The following is a 19,674-nucleotide window of genomic DNA, read 5'->3' as shown; positions in this document are numbered from 1 at the left end:
GGCCCACTGGTGGGCGCGGCGCGGCGGTGGATCGGCGGCGGGGCGGGAAGGCGTCGGGCCGGTTACTTGGCGGCGGCCTTCTTGGCGTTGGCGATCGCGTCCTGCCACCCCTGGTCGGGGTTGCGCTGGCCCAGCTCCACGGTGCGGACCGCGTTCTCCACCTCGGTCCGTACGGCCTGGTTCTTCGGGCCCATGTAGACCGGCTTCAGGGTCTTGGCGCCGGCACCGAAGATCTTGCCGACCGGGGCTTCGGAGAAGTACGCGTTGGTGGCCTCGGTGATGGCTGCGTCCTCAAGCGCCTGCGGCGACGAGGGCAGCGGACCCTTGGCCTTGAAGGCACCGATGTGGCCCTGCGGGCTGGTCAGGAACTTGACCAGCTTGATCGCCTCCGCCTGGTGCTTGCTCTGCGCCGGCACGGCCAGGTGCGAGCCGCCCCAGTTGCCGCCGTCGCCCGGTACCCGGGCGATGTCCCACTTGCCCTTGGCCTCCGGCCCGGCGTTGCCCTCGATCACGCCGGTCATCCAGGCGGGGCAGGCGATGGTGGCGAACTTGGCCTGCTTGAAGGCGGAGACCCACTCCTCGGACCAGGAGCCGTACTTGCCGGAGAGGCCGGCGTTGATGATGTTCATCGTGGTGTCCCAGGCCTGCTTGACCGCCGGGTTGCTCTCCACCACCAGGTTGTTGCTTGTGTCGTAGTAGTGGTAGCCCTGCGCCTTGCCGGCGGTCTGGAGCACGATTGTGTTGAACGTGTTGGTGGCCGCGTCCAGGAACGAGGCACCGGTGTTCGCCGCCTTGAACTTCTCACCGGTGGCGATGTACTCCTCCCAGGTCGGCCAGAGCTTGGACACCTCCTCGCGGTCGGTGGGCAGCCCGGCCTTCGCGAACAGGTCCGTGCGGTAGCACATCGCCATCCCGCCGACGTCGGTGCCGAGCCCGATCAGCTGCTGGCCGTCGGCGGTGAGCCCCTGGTTCCACTTCCACTCCAGGAAGTTGCCCTTGAGTTCGGCGGCGCCGTGGTCGAGCAGGTTGACGAAGTTGTCCGGGTTGGCCTTGTACTCGACCATCAGGCCCTCTTCGATGGCGACCACGTCGCCCGCGCCCTTCCCGGCGGCCAGCCACTGGGTCAGCTTCGGCGAGTACTCGTCGAGGTTGCCGCCGGTGCCCCGCTCGACGATCTTCACGCCGGGGTTGGCGTCCATGTACTCCTGGTAGAGCTGCTCGTAGCCGAACTGCCCGAAGACATCGACGGTGAGGGTTATCTGGCCGTCCCCGGCGGCGTCGTCGCTGCTGCAACCGCTGGTGACGAGCAACGCGCCAGCGGCGGCCAGGGCGACCGCAGCGAGGCGGTGGCGAGGAAATGTGCGCATTGTCTGGTGACCCCTCTCAGGTGGGGTGGTGGTGGGATAGATCTGAGAGCGCTCTCACGTAGCCTGCGGTCCGCCCGTGATCCGTGTCAAGAGAGCGCTCTCTCGGCGCGGGTCACAGAATGGCCACGAGCGGCCCTCGATCGGAGAGCCGCTCGTCGCGCAGAATTCAGACCCGGGTCAGCCGGTGCGAACCCCGTCGAGCAGGGCACGGTCGCCGGCCACGGTCAACGTGTCGAAGCTGACCCGTCCCCAGAGCGCCAGCAGCAGGTCGCTCGCCGTCCCGCTGACGTGCACCCGGGCCGGGTGCTCGTCGTGATCGAGGATGGTGCCGGTGTCCAGCAGGGCGACGCCCTCGCCGCGCAGCCGCAGGAACCACTCCTGGGCGGCGTCGGTGGCGCTCAACCGGACCATCCCGCGCCACTGGCCGCTCGCCTTTCGCCGACCCGCCGGCAACCAGGTGTCAAGCACCTCGCTGACCCCGTCGGCCGCGAGCTTCGCCTCGACCGGTTCACCCGCGGCGATGGCCAACTGGGCGTCCCAGCGGTGCACCGCCGTCTCGTGCGCCATCCGACGCGGCCAGAAACCGGCCCGCTTCGGCTGCGGGGCCCAGTTCCACGCCGGTGCCTCCGGGTCGAGCGTCTCGAAGAGCGCCATCAGTTCGTCGTACGCCTGCTGCCACTGCTGCACGGCGGTGACCCCCGGCACGGGCTCGGGGCGCTGCGACCGGGGCTGCTCCGGCGCCCTGCTCTCGCCCGACCCGGCGATGGTGCGGACCCACTGGTAGATGCCGGTGAGATGCAGGGTCAGGTCGGTCACCGTCCAGCCGGGGCAGGAGAGCACCGGTGTCTCGGGTGGGGCCTCGGCCACCGCGGCGGCGAACGCCGGGCCCTCCGTCCGGAGCGCACCGATCCAGAAGTCCTTGGTGCCGTGCATTCTGCTCATCGCCATCCTCCCGGGGGTGACCGGACCACCTGTGGGGTGCCGCGGCTACCCCTCAGCCTAGGGTGAAAGGTGTGTCTGACGTCTACGCCCAGCCGACAGCTGCCGCTGAACCCGTCACCCAGGGCGACCTGTCGCAATACACCACATTGTGCCTCGGCGGGCCGGCCGGCTGGATCACCCCCGCCACCAGCGCCGAGGAAATCGTCACCCGGGTCCGCGAGGCGGGCGATGACCTGCTCCTGCTCGCCGGTGGCAGCAATGTGGTGATCGGTGACGCCGGCTTCCCGGGCACCGTGGTGCTGGTCCGCTCCCGGGGGCTGCGGGTGCTGGCCGAGGACGAACAGACGGTGACGATCCGCGTCGAGGCCGGCGAGCCGTGGGACGAACTGGTCGCCGCCACGGTGGCGAACGGCTGGTCCGGCTTGGAATGCCTCGCCGGCATCCCCGGCTCGACCGGGGCCACCCCGATCCAGAACGTCGGCGCGTACGGGCAGGAGGTCGCCGAGACCATCACCGGTGTGCAGGTCTACGACCGCCACGCCGGCACGGTCGCTCGGGTCGCCGCCGCGGAATGCGGTTTCGCCTACCGGGCCAGCATCTTCAAGTACAACGAGCGTTGGGTGGTGCTCTCGGTCGACTTCCGGCTGGCCCGCTCGCCGCTGTCCGGTCCGGTGCGCTACGCGGAACTGGCTCGTTCGCTCGGCGTCGACGTCGGCGACCGGGTGCCGCTGGAGCAGGCCCGCGCCACGGTGCTGCGGTTGCGTGCCGGCAAGGGCATGGTGCTCGACGCGACCGACCCGGACACCCGATCGGTCGGCTCCTTCTTCACCAACCCGGTGCTCGACGGCGCCGACTACGAGCTGCTGCGCCAGCGCGCCGCCGACCTCGGGGAGCCGCCGGCCTGGCCGGGTGCCGCAGGCGTGGTGAAGGTGAGCGCGGCCTGGCTGATCGACAAGGCCGGCTTCGGCAAGGGCTACCCCGGCCCGGAAGGCGTCGCCATCTCCAGCAAGCACACCCTCGCCCTCACCAACCCGACCGGCACCGCCAGCACGGCGGCCCTGCTCACCCTCGCCCGCGAAATCCGCGACGGCGTGCACGCCCGCTTCGGCGTCACCCTCCACCCGGAGCCCGTCCTCGTCAACTGCACCATCTGAGCCACCTCTCCCTACCCGGTCGATCATGAAGTTACCGCTCGGGCAGGTGCGTCCTCGGCAGCAACTTCCGGCTCAACCAGGTGCTGCGGCGGGGGCGATGGCGGGCCAGGGGAGGGTGAGTTCACCCTGGCGCCAGCGGCGTGGCCGGTCGAGGACCGGCCAGCCCTGGTCGCGTACGGCGGCCACGGTGCGCAGCCAGCGCTGACGAGGACCGAACGGGGCGTAGCCGGCGGCGGCGCGCCAGGCATCGTCAAGCGCCCGGATCAGCTCGTGGATCCGCTCACCTGGCACGTTGCGGTGGATCAGCGCCTTGGGTAGCCGTTCCGCCAACTCGGCCGGGCTCTCCAGAGTGGTCAGCCGGGCAGCCAGGGTCAACGAGCGTGGGCCGTCCGCGTCGAGCAGCACCCAGGCACCGAGCCGGCCCAACTCGTCGCAGGTGCCCTCCACCAGCAGCCCGCCGGGGGCCAGCCGCACGGTGAGCGTCTGCCAGGCGCCGGCCACCTCGCTCTCGTCGTACTGACGGAGCACGTTTGCGGCCCGGACCAGGGTCGGACGCAATCCGGCCAACTCGAACCCGCCCCGGGCGAAGGTCAGGCCGGGTGGGTCGGCGGCGGGCTGGGCGGCGGCGACCCGTACCGGATCGATCTCCAGCCCGACCACCCGCACGTCGGCGCGGACCCGCGCGGCGAGCCGGGCGCGCAGTTCCACCGCGGTCACCGGGGTCGCGCCGTAGCCGAGATCGACCACCAGCGGATCCGCCGCGCCCCGCACCGTCTCGGCGCAGGTCTCGACGATCCAGTTGTCCATCCGGCGCAGCCGGTTGGGGTTTGTGGTGCCCCGGGTCGGTACGCCGAGTGGCCGGGCGGATCTCGCCATCGTGCGATCAGCCCGCCCGGTGCACCTTGTGCTGGGCGGCCTGGGCCAGCGGGCGGACCACCAGCCGGTCCACGTTCACGTGCTGCGGGCGCGTCGCGCACCACGCGATGCAGTCGGCCACATCCTCGGCGACCAGCGGCTCGGCGACCCCCGCGTAGACCGCCTCGGCCCGGTCGGCGTCACCGCCGAAGCGGACGAGCGAGAACTCGTCGGTCCTCACCATGCCCGGGTCGATCTCGATCACCCGGATCGGGCGTCCGCACAACTCCAGGCGGAGCGTGCCGGCGATCGCGGTCTGCGCGTGCTTGGCGGCGGTGTAGCCGCCCCCACCCTCGTACACGGTGAAGCCCGCAGTGGACGAGACGACGACGATGGTGCCGGCGCCGGAGGACTCCAACGCGGGCAGCAGTGCCTGGGTGACGCGCAGCGTGCCGAGCACGTTCACGTCGTACATCCACTGCCAGTCGTCGATCGCGCCGGACTCCACCGGGTCCAGCCCACGCGCCCCACCGGCATTGTTGACCAGCAGGGTCACCGGCCCGGGTGCCGACTGCGCGGCCCGCGCGAGTGCCGCCACGGACTCGTCCGAGGTGACATCACAGGCCACCGCCGTGGCGGCGCCGCCCGCCGCGACGATCTCCGCGACCAGGCTGGCCAGCCGATCGGTACGCCGGGCGGCGGCCAGCACGTGGAAGCCCTCGGTGGCGAGCCGCCGGGCGGTGGCCGAACCGATCCCGCTGGAAGCTCCGGTGACGATGGCGACAGGACTCATCCGGCCATTCTCGCTCCCCGCCGCCCGGCCGCCCGCACCGCCCGCGCGATGAGATCGGTCACGGCGCTGCCCCGCCGGGGTCGGGTGCGAAGGCCAGGTCGGGGTGCTTGTCGGCACCGCCCGCGCGATGAGGTCGGTCACGCCCGGAGGGCCGACCCACGTATTTCCCGCCGCCGATCGGGAAGATGTGATCCGGCGTGAAGGTTGACGCAGGAGCGCGCCGGTCGTGCGGAGACGGCATCAACCGTGGCAAAGGGAGCGGACGTGGCGGTAGAGCACACCGGTGTCGGTCGTCAACGAGGTGCCCTTCCGTGGCCGCGGCCCCGACGGATCGCGACGCTGTCGGTGCACACCTCACCGCTGCACCAACCGGGCACCGGGGACGCAGGCGGCATGAACGTCTACATCCTGGAGGTCGCCCGGCGGCTGGCCGAGGCGGACGTCGAGGTGGAGATCTTCACCCGGGCCACCTCGGGTGACCTGCCACCCGTGGTCGAGGTGGTGCCCGGAGTGCACGTACGGCACGTGATGGCCGGTCCGCTGGAAGGACTGACCAAGGAGGAACTGCCCGGCCAGCTCTGCGCCTTCACCGCCGGTGTGCTGCGGGCCGAGGCGGCCCGACCGCCCGGGCACTACGACCTGATCCACTCCCACTACTGGCTCTCCGGCCAGGTCGGCTGGCTGGCCAAGGAGCGCTGGGGGGTGCCACTGGTGCACACCGCGCACACCCTGGCCAAGGTGAAGAACGCCCGGCTCGCCGCCGGTGACCGGCCGGAACCCAAGGCCCGGGTGATCGGCGAGGAACAGGTGGTCGCCGAGGCCGACCGGCTGGTGGCGAACACCCAGGTCGAGGCACGCGACCTGATCGACAGGTACGACGCCGACCCGACCCGGGTGGCGGTCGTCGAACCGGGCGTGGACCTGGACCGCTTCCGTCCCGCTGCCGGCGACCGGGCCGCCGTTGCCGCCGCCGCCCGGGCCCGGCTGGACCTGCCAGTCAGTGGCCACCTGGTGGCCTTCGTCGGCCGGATCCAGCCGCTGAAGGCCCCGGACGTGCTGATCCGCGCGATCGCCGCGCTACGCGAGCGCGATCCCGCCCTGGCCCGTGAGGTGTCGGTGGTGATCTGCGGCGGTCCCAGCGGAAGCGGACTGGACCGGCCCACCGCCCTGATCGAGCTGGCCGCCTCGCTCGGCGTCACCGACCGGGTGCACTTCCTGCCGCCGCAGACCGGCGCCGACCTGTCCCTGCTGTACCAGGCGGCCGACCTGGTGGCGGTGCCCTCGTACAACGAATCCTTCGGGCTGGTCGCGCTGGAGGCCCAAGCCTGCGGCACGCCCGTGGTGGCCGCCGCCGTCGGCGGCCTGGTGACCGCCGTCCGGGACCAGGTCAGCGGGGTGCTGGTGCACAGCCACGACCCGGTCGACTGGGCGGCTGCGCTGGCCCGCCTGCTGCCCGACCGGGCCCGCCGCGCCGAACTGTCCGCCGCTGCCGCCGAGCATGCCCGCAACTTCTCCTGGCACCGTACGGCCGACGCCCTGCTCGCCGTCTACGGCGAGGCCGTCGCCGCCCACCGCGCCCACCTGACCGCCACCCTCACCACCACCCGCTCCTGGTGAAAGGAAGGGCCCCCTATTAACGCCTGGTGTATAGGAAGGGCCCCCTCTTAACACTTGCCTGCCGGCTCCACACTTGCCTGCCGGCTTCCCGCTGCCGTCCGGCTCCCCGCTGCCGTCCGCTCCCTGTGCAGGGCTGGCGACCGCGACCGTAGAGTTGTCGGATGAGTGACCTTGGGGACCTGATCGAGTCGGTCTGCGCCGAGCGGGAGCTCGCCTGCGAGTCCACCGGCCCGGGGTCGTACGCGGTGACCCTGCCCGGTACGCACAAGCTCAAGACGGTCTGCCACCTGATCGTCGGCGAGCACGCCCTGCGGATCGAGGCGTTCGTGATGCGCCAGCCGGACGAGCGGCGCGAGGAGCTGTGGGCGTGGCTGTTGCAGCGCAACGCCCGGATGTACGCCGTGTCGTTCTCCATCGACGTGGTCGGCGACGTCTACCTCACCGGCCGGGTCAACCTCGCCGGAGTCGACGCGGACGAGCTGGACCGGCTGCTCGGTGCGGTGCTCACCTACGCCGACGAATCCTTCGACACGATGCTTGAGATCGGCTTCGGCAGCTCGATCCGGCGGGAGTGGGAATGGCGGGTCAAGCGGGGTGAATCAACCGCAAACCTCGCGGCCTTCGCGCATCTCTTCGAACCGTCCGGTACGGGGACAACTGCGGAGAATGGTCCGGCGCAGCCCTGATCCTCGGCGCGAATCAGTCTGACCGAGGCCGGGCGGCATGGTTTGGACCGGCGTTGTTGGGTAAGCCGCACCGCGCGGTGCGGCGTTGGGACCCGCCGCGCGCCGAGACTGAGTGTCGAGGAGCGTGAGCGTCCATGGCTCAGCGAAACAGCTCGGGTCGCGGCGGGACCGCGACCAGAACCACCCGCCAGGCCGGTAACCGGACCCCGAACACGCCAGGGATCTCCGAGTCGGAGATCTCCCGGATGCGGGTGGACGACATCCGCGGCCAACTGCGTCGGTACGGCGTCTCCGGGATCTCCGCCCTCCGCAAGCCGGAATTGGTGAAGACGCTGGTGAAGGCGCTTCGGTCGGGCGGGGCGGCCCGGCGGAGCAGCGGACCGGCCGGGCGGGCCAGTGCCACCAAGGCGTCCGGTGCCAGATCGGCGGCGTCGGGGCGTACCGCCTCGGGGCGTACCGCGTCGGCTCGGACCGCGCCCGGTCGGGCCAAGGCGGCCCCGGCGAACCGGGCCGGTGCCGCCCGGAAGGCGACCACCGGCACCGCGCGGAAGGCGGCCCCGCGAAAGTCGACCGCCGCCGCCCGGAAATCGACGACCACCGCTCGGAAGAGCACCACCGGCACTGCCCGGAAGGCCACCGTCGGGGCGAAGAAGGCCGCCCCGCGGAAGGCTCCGGCGAGGGCCACGGCGGCCGGTAAGTCGACAACTGCCCAGAAATCGACCACGGCCCGCAAGTCGACAACGGCGGCCCGGAAATCGACAACGGCGCGTACGACGGGAGGCGCGACCGCCCGCAAGTCCGGTAGCGCCACCCGCGGCGCGGCGAAGGCGGCTCCCGCGCGTGGGGCGGCGAAGGCGGCTCCCGCTCGTGGCGCGGCGAAGGCGGCTCCCGCTCGTGGCGCGGCGAAGGGGCCTGCTGGCGGCGCGGTGCGGACCGGCCGGTCGACCGCTCGGTCGACCCGGTCGTCGCAGGTGATCGCCTCCTTGCAGGACCGTCCGGAACGCCCGGGTCGTAGCCTGGTCACCACAAACCACGAGGTCATCCAGCGCTGGGCCCGGGAACGAGGCGCCAAGCCGGCCACGATCAGCGGGACCGAGCGGGACGGCCGGGCCGGCGTGCTGACGTTCAACATCCCCGGTTACCGGGAGAGCAGCCGGATCCGTGAGATCACCTGGGATGAGTGGTTTCACACATTCGACCTGCGCCGGCTGAACCTGATCTATCAGGAGCAGTTGCGGGACGGCCGACCGAGCAACTTCTTCCGTACCGAATCGCCCGATCGGGAAGATGCGTAAGGCGTTTGCGGGAATGTGCGACGGGTATGCGCTGTTGGGTCTGCACGTGGGCCCGAAGCTCGTCCAGGGATGGTCACCGTTGCTGTGACGGGCGAGACAGCGATTCAAGTTGAATCGCTGCCAACCGGCCAACTAGCTTTATTGCACCACGCAACGTTCGGAACCGTTCGGGGGAGCGGTAGATCGATCAGATCTGTGCACCGAGCGGGGCGTGGGGGACGGGTGGACCCAAACCGTTGGGGGACGGTGGCCCACCTGTTTGGACCGGCGGCGTGAGCGGGCGTCGCTTACGGGGGTGAGCGTCGCCCGCCGCCGCCGGTCGTACGATGTGTGCCCGGCATGGTTCATGCCGGGCACATCACGTCACAACCCCTACTTGCCAGTGGTGGCGACCGGTTCGGCCGCCTGGGGCGCCGCCGGCTGGGGCGCGGTCGACTGGACCGTCACCACCGGTGCCGATCCGGCCGTACGCAGGGTGAGCGCCCGCCGCTCGCGGGCCGGCCCGGAGAGCAGGTGGCCCACCGCCATCACCGCCCCGATCGCGGCGCAGCCGAGCCAGAGTGCGACGTTTCCGGCCTGTTCCCGTACCAGTCCACCGAGGACCGGCGCGATCGCCCCGGCCAACTGCCAGGAGAGCGAGAAGACGCCCTGGTAGCGACCGCGCAGCTCGGTCGGGGAGAGTTCCGCGATGAGCGTGGCGTTCGACGGGGACTGGAGCATCTCGCCGATCGTCCAGATCAGCACGGTCAGCCCGTAGAACCATGCGACGTCGGCGAAGGCGGTCAGCCCGAAGCCGACGCCCACCACCACCGACGACAGGGCGAGCACGTGGGAGCGGCTGCGACCCCGGATGAGTCGGGGCACGAAGAGTTGGCCGACCACGATCAGGACCCCGTTGAGCGCGATCACCGCACCGTACGTGGCGGGGCTCAGGCCCGAGTCGGCCATGGCGATCGGCAGCATCGAGATGTGCTGGAGGAAGATCAGCGCGCCGAGCAGGTTCAGCGCGACGAAGCCCAGGTAGACCCGGTCGGAGAGGATGGCCCGCAGCGCTCCGGCGGGGGCGGCGCCGGACCGCGTGGCGACGGTGACCGTACGCGTCTCCCGCACCTTGCCGAAGATGATCAGTGCGGTGATCACTGTGGTGGACGCGTTGACCACGAAGAGCAGGAGGTAGCTGGCCTGGGCCGCGAAGCCGGCGAGCACCGCCGCGCAGGCGAAGCCGAGGTTGATCGCCCAGTAGTTGAGCGAGAAGGCGCGCAACCGGTCCCGCTCGGGCACCACGTCGATCATCATGGCGCCGAAGGCGGGACGGGCCGCCTCGGCGAAGAGGCCGAGCAGCAGGGCGCCGACCGCGACCGCCCACAGCTCACGGGTGAAGCCGAGGGCGAGCATCATGACCGCCCCGCCGAGGTGGGCGGTGAGCAGGGTGGGCCGCCGTCCCCAGCGGTCGGCCAGCGTACCGCCGACGGTGGTGCCGACCGCGCCACCCACGCCCCAGAGGCCGATCACCAGGCCGGCCTGGGTGGCGGAGAAGCCACGCTCCTGGGTCAGATAGATGGCGAGGAATACGAGGACGAACGAGCCGAGCCGGTTGATCAGGGTGCCGGTCCAGAGGTACCAGAAGGTCTTCGGTAATCCGCCCGTGGTGTCCCGGAACCAATCCCGCATCGCGCGCACTCTGACGCCCCCGTTTCCGTAATGACCGATCTTGGTATAGCGCCTTACAACCTAGTGCCGCCCCGGAACCGGGGTCACGGCGTTTTCCACGTGGTGGTCGTCACCACCCTTCCCGCGCGTCCCGTCCCGCGTTGCGGCAGGATGATCGGCATGACAGCTAGCGAGGGGCCCACCGTCGGGACGCTGGTCCTGCTGCGGCACGGCGAAAGCGACTGGAACGCCAAGAATCTCTTCACCGGCTGGGTCGATGTGGACCTGACGGAGAAGGGGGAGACCGAGGCGCGCCGCGGCGGCGAGCTGCTGCGCGAGCACGGCCTGCTGCCGGACGTGGTGCACACGAGCGTGCTGCGCCGCGCCATCCGTACCGCCGAACTGGCGCTGAACGCCGCGGACCGGCACTGGATCGCGGTGCGCCGGTCGTGGCGGCTCAACGAGCGTCACTACGGCGCCCTACAGGGCAAGAACAAGAAGCAGACCCTCGATGAGTACGGCGAGGAGCAGTTCATGCTCTGGCGCCGTTCGTACGACACACCGCCCCCTCCCATCGCCGACGACGACGAGTGGTCCCAGGTGGGCGACCCGCGATACGCGCTGCTGCCGACCGAGCTGATGCCGCGCACGGAGTGCCTCAAGGACGTCGTGGAGCGGATGCTGCCCTACTGGTACGACTCGATTGTGCCGGACATCCTGGCGGGCCGGACGGTGCTGGTGGCCGCGCACGGCAACTCGCTGCGCGCGTTGGTCAAGCATCTGGACCAGATCAGCGACGAGGCGATCGCGAAGCTCAACATCCCCACCGGGATCCCGCTGCGCTACGACCTGGACCCGCTGCTGCGTCCGCAGACCCTGGGTGGCACGTACCTCGATCCCGAGGCAGCCAAGGAGGCCGCCGCGGCGGTGGCCAACCAGGGCCGCTGAGCCGTTCGGCGAGCCGCTGAGCGTTTGTTAATAGGGGCCCCCTGCTATACGCGAGGCGTTAACAGGGGGCCCTTCCTTACACCGGTTCGCCGGTGATCAGGTAGACGACGTGTTCGGCGCTGTTCACCGCGTGGTCGGCGAACCGCTCGTAGAACCGGCCGAGCAGGGTGGCGTCGATGGCGGTCTCCACGCCGTACGGCCAGTCCGCGCCGAGCAACACCCCGAACAGGCCCCGGTGCAGCTCGTCCATCGCGTCGTCGTCGCCGTCCAACTCGGCGGCGAGGGTGGCATCCGGGTGGGCCAGCACCGAGGCGATCTTCTCGGCCATCCGGTCGGCGATGGTCGCCATGTCGGTGAAGACCGGCCGTAGCTCGGCCGGGACGGCGGGCGACGGGTGCCGGCGCAGCGCGGTCTTGGCCACGTGGTCGGCCAGGTCGCCCATCCGTTCCAGGTCTGCGGCGACGTGCAGCGCGGTGATCATGGCACGCAGGTCGGAGGCGACCGGTGCCTGTCGGGCCAGCACCTCGCAGACCCGCTCCTCCACCTGCCGGTAGCGTCCGTCGATCTCGGCATCTCCCGCGATCACCGCCTCGGCGGCCCGGCGGTCGGCGGTGAGCAGGGCCCGGGTCGCCTGCCGCAGCGCGGCCCGTACGCCCTCGGCCATCTCCACAAGCAGCTGGCTGACGGCCTGGAGTTCGGCCCGGAACTCGTCGCGCATTCCTCACGTCCTGTCGGTTCAGTGCCGGCGTCCGGGCCGGCGGAGCTTTCACGCGGGTCGCCGCCCAAGCTAGGACCCGGGGGAGGACCGCAGATGAACGCCGGTGAACTGCGCCGGACGGGTAAGTGAACTTTCCCGGAAGTGAGGGTGCTTCATCCCGGTCTGCCCGGTAGGCCGGTGAACAATGACCATACGATCGCCGGGTGACGTGGGCGGTGACGGTTGGTCTGGCTGCGGCCCTGGTGGCCGGGCTGGTCGCTGGCCTGTTGCTGCCCCGATTCATCCCGGCGGCACGACGGCCGGCCGGCGCCAGCGGGAGGAGCGGGCGGGCCGGTTTCCGGTTCGGTAAGGGGAGGCACACGATCGCCGAGGATGTGCAGGTCGGGCTCGGCCGCCGAGCGATCGACTCGTTGCGGGCCGGCGTCGTGGTGCTCGATGCCGACGACGTGCCCGTGCTCGTCAACCCGGCGGCCCGGGCGATGGGGCTGTTGCGTACCGGCGCTCGGCCGGGCTCGATCAGCGCGCATCCGCTGGTCCGGACGCTGGCCGGTCAGGTACGGCGCACCGGGGTACGCCGGGAGATCCAGCTGGACCTGCCCCGGGGCCGGGACAGTGCCGGCGAGAACCCGTTAGGTGTGCACCTGCGGGCGATGGGGTTGGGTGGCGGTTTCGTCGCGGTGGAGGCGGCCGACGTGACGGAGGCGCACCGGCTGGCCCGGGTCCGCCGTGACTTCGTGGCCAACGTCAGCCACGAGCTGAAGACGCCGATCGGCGCGCTGCAACTGCTCGCCGAGGCGCTGCTCGACGCCACTGGGCCGACCGGCGAGGGGCGGCCGGAACTCTCCGAGGACCTGGTCGCGGCCCGGCGCTTCGCCGAGCGGATCCAGCACGAGTCGACCCGGCTGGGACGGCTGGTGCAGGAGTTGCTGGAACTGACCCGGCTCCAGGGCGCCGAGCCGCAGCCGCCCCCGGAGCCGGTCGCGGTGGACTGGGTGCTCTCCGAGGTGGTCGACCGTACCCGCACCGCCGCCGCCGCCCGGCGGATCACCGTGGCCGTCGAGGCCGAGCGGGGCCTGACCGTGCACGGCAGCGACAACCAGCTGGCCACCGCCGTGGCGAATCTGGTGGAGAACGCCGTCAACTACTCGGGCGAGGAGACGACGGTACGCATCACCGCCCGCACCGTCGAGGAGCACGTCGAGATCGCCGTCACGGACCAGGGCATCGGCATCGCCCCCGACGACGTGGACCGGATCTTCGAGCGCTTCTACCGGGCCGACCAGGCCCGCTCCCGCTCGACCGGCGGCACCGGGCTCGGCCTGGCGATCGTCAAGCACATCGCCAGCAACCATGGCGGGCGGGTGGAGGTGACGAGCAGTCTTGGTGGTGGGTCGACGTTCACCCTCCGGCTGCCCACTCGTCCGCCGGACGACCTGCTGGCGACACTGCCGTCGGGTGGGGTCGAGGCCGGTCCGGCCGGGCGCAGCCCGGTCTGAGCACAGCTGGATCCGGCCGGGCTGCGCCGGATCCGACGCGGATGGAAAGGAAGAGGCCGTTGAGCCGGGTTCTGGTGGTCGAGGACGAGGAGTCGTTCTCCGACGCCCTGTCGTACATGCTCCGCAAGGAGGGCTTCGAGGTTTCCGTGGCCGCCACGGGCACATCGGCCCTCACCGAGTTCGACCGGACCGGTGCCGACATCGTGCTGCTCGACCTGATGCTGCCGGAGATGTCGGGCACCGAGGTGTGCCGACAACTGCGGCAGCGTTCGCGCGTACCGATCATCATGGTCACCGCCCGGGACAGCGAGATCGACAAGGTGGTCGGCCTGGAGATCGGTGCCGACGACTACGTCACCAAGCCGTACTCGCCTCGGGAACTGGTGGCCCGGATCCGTGCGGTGCTGCGTCGGCAGAGCGCCGAGGCGACCGAGTCGGGCGGCCCGACGCTGGCCGCCGGCCCGGTCCGGATGGACATCGAGCGGCACGTGGTGACCGTCGACGGGGCTACGGTGCAACTGCCGCTCAAGGAGTTCGAGCTGCTGGAACTGCTGCTACGCAACGCGGGCCGGGTGCTCACCCGGGGGCAGCTGATCGACCGGGTCTGGGGCGCCGACTACGTGGGCGACACCAAGACGCTTGACGTGCACGTCAAGCGGCTGCGCTCCAAGATCGAGCCGGAGCCCTCCGCCCCGCGCCACATCGTCACGGTCCGTGGCCTCGGCTACAAGTTCGAACCCTGATCCGCAGCGCACCACCGGCTCAGAAGAGTTTCCGCAGCGACTGCGAGATCTCGTCCACCTCGGTCAGCCGGCTCTCCGCCACCGCGATGACCAGGTCGTACGCGACGTCCTGGTCCATCTGGTCGAGCTGCGCGACAGCGACGGCACGGCTCTGTAGCAGGAAGGTGATGGCCAGGATCCAGCCGATGCGCTTGTTGCCATCCACAAACGGGTGATTGCTGACCAGCGAGTGCAGCAACGCCGCCGCCTTGGTCCAGAGGTCCGGGTAGGCGTCCTCGCCGAACACGCTGGTGCGGGGCCGGGCGACGGCAGATTCGATCAGCCCGGCGTCGCGGACCCCGACGCCGATCTTGCGAGCGATCTGAACCACGTCAGCGAGCGCCGGGTAGTAGAGCTCGGTCATCACTCCGCCAGGCGGGCGAGCAAGGTGGCGTGTCGCTCGATGATCTCGTCGGCGAGTTCGCCGAACTGCCGTGCGTTGCGCCGTGCCAGGTAGTCGTCGATCGCGGTCACCACCACCGCGTGCATCGACCGCTCTTCCTCGTCCGCCGCGAGGCGGAGTCGGCGTTCGCGTTCGTCATCGAGTCGGAGCGTCATGGCCATGTGGATATGGTAGCAACGGTGCTATCAAGATCAGCGCGAGCTGGCTCAGCAGGGGTCGGCGGGGTGGGGGGCGACCAGGCCCTGCCGTACCCGCGCGGCGCAGAGTTCGGCCAGTTTCGCGTACGCGGCCTCGCCGACGAGCGCGGTCAGCTCCGGGGCGTACGACAGGTACATCGGCTCGGCGCCGACGTGCGCGTCGGTGGCGGAGGTGCACCACCAGTCCAGGTCGTGTCCACCGGCGCCCCAGCCTCGCCGGTCGAACTCGGCAAGCGTGGAGACCAGCACCTTGCTGTTGTCCGGCCGCTTCACCCACTCCTGGTCCCGGCGGACCGGCAACTGCCAGCAGACGTCCGGCTTGTATTCCAGCGGGTGCACCCCGTCGCGCAGGGCCTGGGCGTGCAGCGCGCAGCCGCCTCCGCCCGGAAAGTCTGCTTCGTTGAGGAAGACGCACGGGCCCTCCTCGTCCCGGGTGGCGGTGCGCCGGGCGGGAGTCTTGCCGTCCACCGTGTCGTTCTCGGTCCAGTTCTTGAAACCGCGACGGAAGTGCTGCCAAGACTCCGGGGTCAACCGCTTCGCCGCCGCGCGGACCCGCTTCTCGTCGTCCGCGTCGGTGAAGAAGGCGCCGTGCGAGCAGCAGCCGTCGGCGGCCCGGCCGGCGATGATGCCGTGGCAGCCCCGCCCGAAGACGCAGGTCCACCGGGACAGCAGCCAGGTGAGGTCGGCCCGGACCAGGTGCCGCTCGTCCGCCGGGTCGACGAACTCGATCCACTCCCGGGGAAAGTCCAGCGGCACCTCGCGGCTGCGCGGGTCCGCTGGGTCGTCCACCAGCACGCGGAGTTCGATCTGCCCTGTCACCCGGCCCAGCGTACGCGGGCTGCGCCGAGCGGGCCGGTCAGTGCCGCGAACCGGTTGGCCTAGTGTCTGTGCCATGCGACTGGGTGTCCTCGACGTCGGCTCGAACACGGTGCATCTGCTGGTGGTCGACGCCCACCGGGGAGCGCACCCGTGGCCGGCGCACTCGCAGAAGTCGACGCTGCGCCTCGCCGAGCAGATCGGCCCGGACGGCGCGCTCCGCGAGGCCGCTGCGGACGCCCTGGTCGAGGCGGTCGCCGCCGCCCGGGCCTCGGCCACCGCCCTGGCGGTGGACGACCTGCTCGCCTTCGCCACCTCGGCGGTACGCGACGCCACCAACGGCGCCGAGGTGCTGGCCCGGGTTCGGCAGACCACCGGCGTACGCCTGGAGGTGCTCTCCGGCGCGGACGAGGCGCGGCTGACCTTCCTCGCGGTCCGGCGCTGGTTCGGCTGGTCGGCGGGTCGGTTGCTGGTGCTGGACATCGGCGGCGGCTCGCTGGAGATCGCGGCGGGCATCGACGAGGACCCGGACGTCGCGGAGTCGCTGCCGCTCGGTGCCGGCCGGCTCACCCGGGACCGGCTCCACGTCGATCCGCAGGACACCAGCCCGCCCACGGCCGACGCGGTGGACCAGCTCCGCGAGTACGTCACCGACCTGCTCGACCCCGTGGTGGCACGGTTGAGCGAGGTGGCCTGGGACCGTCCGGTGGCCACCTCCAAGACGTTCCGCACGCTGGCCCGGCTGGCCGGGGCGGCCCCCAGCGGCGCCGGGCCCCGCATCCGTCGCGAGCTGACCCGCTCGGGCCTGCGGCAGGTGCTCGGCTTCATCCGGCACATCCCGCCGGCGAAGTTGGCCGAGCTGGAGGGGGTGAGCGCCGGTCGCGCCCACCAACTGCTGGCCGGTGCCGTCGTCGCCGAGGCGGTGCTGCGGCGTCTCGGGGTCGACTCGCTGGACGTCTGTCCGTGGGCGCTGCGGGAGGGCGTCATCCTCAACCGGTTGGATCAGCTGGCGTCGGTGTGACGCCCGTCGTACTTGATGTCCGGTTTGCGGCTTCTCGTCGTGATGCCGCAATCGACGGCGGCTACCCTCGGTGGTGTGACTTCCCGTGTCCCGGTGCTCCTGTCCAGCTCCTCGGTCTTTCCGGAGCGGACCGCGGCCGCGTTTCAGCTGGCCGCGGCCCTCGGCTACGACGGGGTCGAGGTGATGGTGTGGACCGACGCCGTCAGCCAGGACGCCGGTGCGCTGCGCGGGCTGGCCGACCACTACGGCGTGCCGGTGCTCTCCGTGCACGCACCGTGCCTGCTGGTCACCCAGCGGGTCTGGAGCCCGGACCCGTGGGAGCGGCTGCGTCGGGCGGCAGTGCTCGCCGAGACGCTTGAGGCACCGACCGTGGTGGTGCACCCGCCGTTCACCTGGCAGCGGGACTACGCGCGCAATTTCGCCGACGGCCTGGCCAAGGTGGCCGGCGACTTCGGCGGGCTGCGGTTCGCGGTGGAGAACATGTACCCGGTGCGGATGGCCGGCCGGCAGTTCGTGCCGTACGTGCCCGGCTGGGATCCGACCGAGTCCGCCTATCCCGCGTACACGCTGGACCTGTCGCACTGCGCCGCCTCGCACAGTGACGCGCTGGCGATGGCCGACCGGATGGGCGACGGCCTGGCGCACGTGCATCTCGGCGACGGCACCGGCGAGGGGCGCGACGAGCACCTGGTGCCCGGACGCGGCAGCCAGCCCTGTGCCGAGTTGCTGCGGTCGCTGGCCGGGCGGGGCTTCACCGGCTCGGTGGCGGTGGAGGTGACCACCCGGGGCGCGAAGAGCCGACAGACCCGCGAGGCGGACCTGCGGGAGGCGCTGGCCTTCGCCCGCCAGCACCTCAACACCCCGTCCCCGGTCGACGCCTGACGGCCCCGCCCCCGGTCAGGAGACGGGCGTCAGCGGGTCGCTCTGCGCCGGGACGGCGGCCCGCTTGCGGGCACGGTGTGCGGCCACGTGCGAGCGGGTGGCGCAGCGCTCGGAGCAGAACCGCCGGCAGCAGTTGGACGAGGTGTCCAGGTAGACGTTGCCGCAGCGGTCGTCCGCGCAGACCCCGAACCGGGCGCTGCCGTACTCGCAGAGCCAGACCGACAGCCCCCAGACCGCGCCGGCCAGGAACTCCGAACTCACCGAGGCACCCCGGCTGGTGACGTGCATGTGCCAGTCGCTGGAGTCGTGCCCCGAGATGCGTGGCTGCACCGGGAACGCCTCCAGCAGGGAGTTCAACTCGGCCACCGCCTGGCTGTCGCGGCCGGAGGTGCCGTACTCGAAGACGTCCCGCAACCGTTTCTGCGCCCGCCGGAAGACAACCAGGTCCCGTTCCACGACCTCGTCGCGCATCCACGCGTTCTCTTCGGGAAAGATGGCCCGCAGGTCGTCGAGGCCGTCCAGTCGGGCGTTGACGAGGTCAACCCCGGTCCGGGCGTACGCGTCGAAGTTCACGCCTCCAAAGGTAGACGACTCAACCGGGGCGCGGTGCGTCGATGTAGTGCGGCAGGAACCGGGCGTAACCGTCAGTGATCAGACTTGCGCTCTCCCGTAGCCCGGCGCCCGCCGACTCGCCGTCGACGGTCCAACTGCCCACCACCAGCCGGTTACCGGCGAACTCGGGCAACGCCCGGAACTCCTGGTAACAGAAGCCCTCGTCGCCGTAGTCGCCCGGGTTGGTGAACTCACCGCCGGCGGTGACGATGCGTACCGCGGCACCCTCCCGGCCGAGCAGCGGCTTGGCGACGTACTCCGGCATGCCGCGCGGCGAGTCGAGGTACGCCGGCAGCAGCAGTTCATGGCCCGGGAACAGCTCCCAGAGCACCGCCAGCAACGCCTTGTTGGAGAGCAGCAGCTTCCAGGCCGGCTCGATCCAGGTGGTCGGTGTGCCCGGTGCCAGGGCCAGCGGACCGTACGGCTCGGCAAGCATCCACTCCCAGGGGTAGAGCTTGAAGCAGGTGGTGATCGGGGCGTCGGCGGCGTCGACGAAGCGGCGGCCGTCCCAGCCGATCTCCTGGATCGGCAGCAGCGTCACGTCCAGCCCCGCCTGGCGGGCGGTCTCCGCCAGGTAGCCGGCGGTCATGTGGTCCTCGCCGGTCTCCTCCTCGTTCGACCAGACCACGTGCACCCGGCGGTCGTGCAGGCCGGCGCCGATCTTGGCCCAGGCGGCGACCAGCCGCTCGTGCAGGCTGTTCCACTGGTCCAGTTCGGGTCGGGTGTGCTCAAGCCAGTACCACTGGGTGATGCTCGCCTCGACCAGCGCGGTCGGGGTGTCCGCGTTGTACTCCAGCAGCTTCGGTGGCCAGCTGCCGTCGTACCAGAGATCGAAGCGGCCGTAGAGGGTGGGCGGCCTTTCCCGCAGCGATCGGGCGACCGCCTCGGCCGCCCAGCCCGGGATGCCGAACTCGGCGTACCGGTTGCGGGCCACCACGTGCTCGGCGGCGGTCACCGACATCCGGTGCAGTTCCTCGGTGGCCTCCTCCAGCCGCAGCACCTCGTCCAGCTCGAAGGCGTACGCGGCGGTCTCGTCCCAGTACGACATGACCCCGCCGTCGGGCAGCTCGGTGTCGACGTAGACGAGGCCCTGGGCCCGAATGGTGGCGTCCCAGTCGGGACGCGGCTCGACCGGTTCGCGGCGCACCGTCAGCCGCCGCAGGAGGCGAGATGGGTACCGAAGCCGCCCCGGTCGGGCACGACCGCGCTGGTGGGCTCCGGTGCGGCCCGGCCGGCGGCCGGCTCGGCGACGGCAGCCGGGACCCGCATGGCCAGGGCCACCGTGTCACCCCCACCGGTCGGGCCGAGGGCGCAGTCGTCGTCATCGTCGTCCGAGGTCAGGTTGCAGCCGGAGAGGGCGAGGGCCAGCGCGGTGAGCGCGCCGAGCTGTACGGAGGCCGACCGCAGTCGGCGGCGGGGGTGTCGTTCCACGCCATGGTT

The 19,674-nt window shown here is 71.3% G+C and carries 21 protein-coding genes; 9 read left to right on the top strand and 12 right to left on the bottom strand.

Features of this window, described 5'->3' with window-relative positions; translation table 11 throughout:
- Positions 1–62 precede the first annotated feature (62 nt).
- Together QQG74_RS28880 and QQG74_RS28875 are read right to left on the bottom strand one after the other, a co-directional pair.
- The gene (locus QQG74_RS28880) at positions 63–1,367 is read right to left on the bottom strand and encodes an extracellular solute-binding protein (protein ID WP_341717801.1); all 1,305 of its coding nucleotides are present in this window, start codon (positions 1,365–1,367) and stop codon (positions 63–65) included.
- 177 nt (positions 1,368–1,544) lie between these two features.
- Positions 1,545–2,309 (bottom strand): maleylpyruvate isomerase family mycothiol-dependent enzyme, encoded by a 765-nt coding sequence (locus tag QQG74_RS28875; RefSeq protein ID WP_341717800.1) that lies wholly within the window; start codon positions 2,307–2,309, stop codon positions 1,545–1,547.
- A 71-nt stretch (positions 2,310–2,380) separates the two neighbouring features.
- On the opposite strand from QQG74_RS28875, the gene QQG74_RS28870 reads away from it, so the two are divergent.
- Entirely contained in the window at positions 2,381–3,463 is a 1,083-nt protein-coding gene (locus tag QQG74_RS28870; RefSeq protein ID WP_341717799.1) for a UDP-N-acetylmuramate dehydrogenase, read from the top strand.
- A 72-nt stretch (positions 3,464–3,535) separates the two neighbouring features.
- On the opposite strand, the gene QQG74_RS28865 is transcribed toward QQG74_RS28870, so the two are convergent.
- Entirely contained in the window at positions 3,536–4,339 is an 804-nt protein-coding gene (locus QQG74_RS28865) for a class I SAM-dependent methyltransferase (protein WP_341717798.1), read from the bottom strand.
- A gap of 7 nt (positions 4,340–4,346) precedes the next feature.
- Entirely contained in the window at positions 4,347–5,111 is a 765-nt protein-coding gene (locus tag QQG74_RS28860; RefSeq protein ID WP_341717797.1) for an SDR family NAD(P)-dependent oxidoreductase, read from the bottom strand.
- Positions 5,112–5,375: 264 nt separating this feature from the next.
- Here QQG74_RS28860 and mshA point away from each other — a divergent pair, with 264 nt between their 5' ends.
- From mshA to QQG74_RS28845, 3 genes are all read left to right on the top strand, one after another.
- The gene (mshA, locus tag QQG74_RS28855) at positions 5,376–6,728 is read left to right on the top strand and encodes a D-inositol-3-phosphate glycosyltransferase (RefSeq protein WP_341717796.1); all 1,353 of its coding nucleotides are present in this window, start codon (positions 5,376–5,378) and stop codon (positions 6,726–6,728) included.
- Positions 6,729–6,889: 161 nt separating this feature from the next.
- Positions 6,890–7,414 (top strand): YbjN domain-containing protein, encoded by a 525-nt coding sequence (locus QQG74_RS28850; RefSeq protein WP_341717795.1) that lies wholly within the window; start codon positions 6,890–6,892, stop codon positions 7,412–7,414.
- Between the two features lie 245 nt (positions 7,415–7,659).
- Positions 7,660–8,709 carry a hypothetical protein gene (locus QQG74_RS28845; protein WP_341721425.1) on the top strand — a complete coding sequence of 350 codons (1,050 nt, stop codon included), beginning with the start codon at positions 7,660–7,662 and terminating at the stop codon, positions 8,707–8,709.
- A gap of 372 nt (positions 8,710–9,081) precedes the next feature.
- Here the strand turns inward: QQG74_RS28845 and QQG74_RS28840 are convergent, their stop codons facing one another.
- The gene (locus tag QQG74_RS28840; protein ID WP_341717794.1) at positions 9,082–10,389 is read right to left on the bottom strand and encodes an MFS transporter; all 1,308 of its coding nucleotides are present in this window, start codon (positions 10,387–10,389) and stop codon (positions 9,082–9,084) included.
- 150 nt (positions 10,390–10,539) lie between these two features.
- On the opposite strand from QQG74_RS28840, the gene QQG74_RS28835 reads away from it, so the two are divergent.
- Complete coding sequence (locus tag QQG74_RS28835; RefSeq protein WP_341717793.1) at positions 10,540–11,307, top strand: phosphoglyceromutase; 768 nt, start codon at positions 10,540–10,542, stop codon at positions 11,305–11,307.
- 76 nt (positions 11,308–11,383) lie between these two features.
- On the opposite strand, the gene phoU is transcribed toward QQG74_RS28835, so the two are convergent.
- A complete protein-coding gene (gene phoU / locus QQG74_RS28830; RefSeq protein ID WP_341717792.1) occupies positions 11,384–12,025 on the bottom strand; it encodes a phosphate signaling complex protein PhoU in 642 nt (213 codons plus the stop codon).
- Positions 12,026–12,228: 203 nt separating this feature from the next.
- Here phoU and QQG74_RS28825 point away from each other — a divergent pair, with 203 nt between their 5' ends.
- Positions 12,229–13,521, top strand: coding sequence for an ATP-binding protein (locus QQG74_RS28825; RefSeq protein ID WP_341717791.1), 1,293 nt, complete (start codon positions 12,229–12,231; stop codon positions 13,519–13,521).
- A 59-nt stretch (positions 13,522–13,580) separates the two neighbouring features.
- Positions 13,581–14,264 carry a response regulator transcription factor gene (locus QQG74_RS28820; protein ID WP_341717790.1) on the top strand — a complete coding sequence of 228 codons (684 nt, stop codon included), beginning with the start codon at positions 13,581–13,583 and terminating at the stop codon, positions 14,262–14,264.
- A 19-nt stretch (positions 14,265–14,283) separates the two neighbouring features.
- Here QQG74_RS28820 and QQG74_RS28815 read toward each other — a convergent pair whose 3' ends face one another.
- From QQG74_RS28815 to QQG74_RS28805, 3 genes are read right to left on the bottom strand one after another with little or no spacing between them, the layout of a single operon-like run.
- Positions 14,284–14,667 (bottom strand): Fic family protein, encoded by a 384-nt coding sequence (locus QQG74_RS28815; protein WP_341717789.1) that lies wholly within the window; start codon positions 14,665–14,667, stop codon positions 14,284–14,286.
- Positions 14,667–14,867, bottom strand: a complete 201-nt coding sequence (locus QQG74_RS28810; RefSeq protein WP_341717788.1) for a hypothetical protein — start codon at positions 14,865–14,867, stop codon at positions 14,667–14,669. The genes QQG74_RS28815 and QQG74_RS28810 overlap by 1 nt, the downstream gene beginning before the upstream one ends.
- A 45-nt stretch (positions 14,868–14,912) precedes the next feature.
- On the bottom strand, positions 14,913–15,722 hold the full coding sequence (locus QQG74_RS28805) for a hypothetical protein (RefSeq protein ID WP_341717787.1): 810 nt from the start codon (positions 15,720–15,722) through the stop codon (positions 14,913–14,915).
- A 73-nt stretch (positions 15,723–15,795) separates the two neighbouring features.
- Between QQG74_RS28805 and QQG74_RS28800 the strand changes: the two genes are divergently transcribed.
- Together QQG74_RS28800 and QQG74_RS28795 are read left to right on the top strand one after the other, a co-directional pair.
- Entirely contained in the window at positions 15,796–16,740 is a 945-nt protein-coding gene (locus tag QQG74_RS28800; protein WP_341717786.1) for a Ppx/GppA phosphatase family protein, read from the top strand.
- 75 nt (positions 16,741–16,815) lie between these two features.
- Entirely contained in the window at positions 16,816–17,622 is an 807-nt protein-coding gene (locus QQG74_RS28795) for a sugar phosphate isomerase/epimerase (protein WP_341717785.1), read from the top strand.
- Between the two features lie 15 nt (positions 17,623–17,637).
- On the opposite strand, the gene QQG74_RS28790 is transcribed toward QQG74_RS28795, so the two are convergent.
- From QQG74_RS28790 to QQG74_RS28780, 3 genes are read right to left on the bottom strand one after another with little or no spacing between them, the layout of a single operon-like run.
- Positions 17,638–18,195, bottom strand: coding sequence for a CGNR zinc finger domain-containing protein (locus QQG74_RS28790; protein ID WP_341717784.1), 558 nt, complete (start codon positions 18,193–18,195; stop codon positions 17,638–17,640).
- A gap of 19 nt (positions 18,196–18,214) precedes the next feature.
- A complete protein-coding gene (locus QQG74_RS28785) occupies positions 18,215–19,381 on the bottom strand; it encodes a glutathionylspermidine synthase family protein (RefSeq protein ID WP_341717783.1) in 1,167 nt (388 codons plus the stop codon).
- Positions 19,382–19,383: 2 nt separating this feature from the next.
- Positions 19,384–19,665 carry a hypothetical protein gene (locus QQG74_RS28780; protein ID WP_341717782.1) on the bottom strand — a complete coding sequence of 94 codons (282 nt, stop codon included), beginning with the start codon at positions 19,663–19,665 and terminating at the stop codon, positions 19,384–19,386.
- Between the last annotated feature and the right edge of the window lie 9 nt (positions 19,666–19,674).

This window comes from Micromonospora sp. FIMYZ51 (assembly GCF_038246755.1).
GTDB lineage: Bacteria > Actinomycetota > Actinomycetes > Mycobacteriales > Micromonosporaceae > Micromonospora.
The sequence above is the reverse complement of the archived record's forward strand: the minus strand, read 5'-3'. Positions and strand labels throughout refer to the sequence as shown.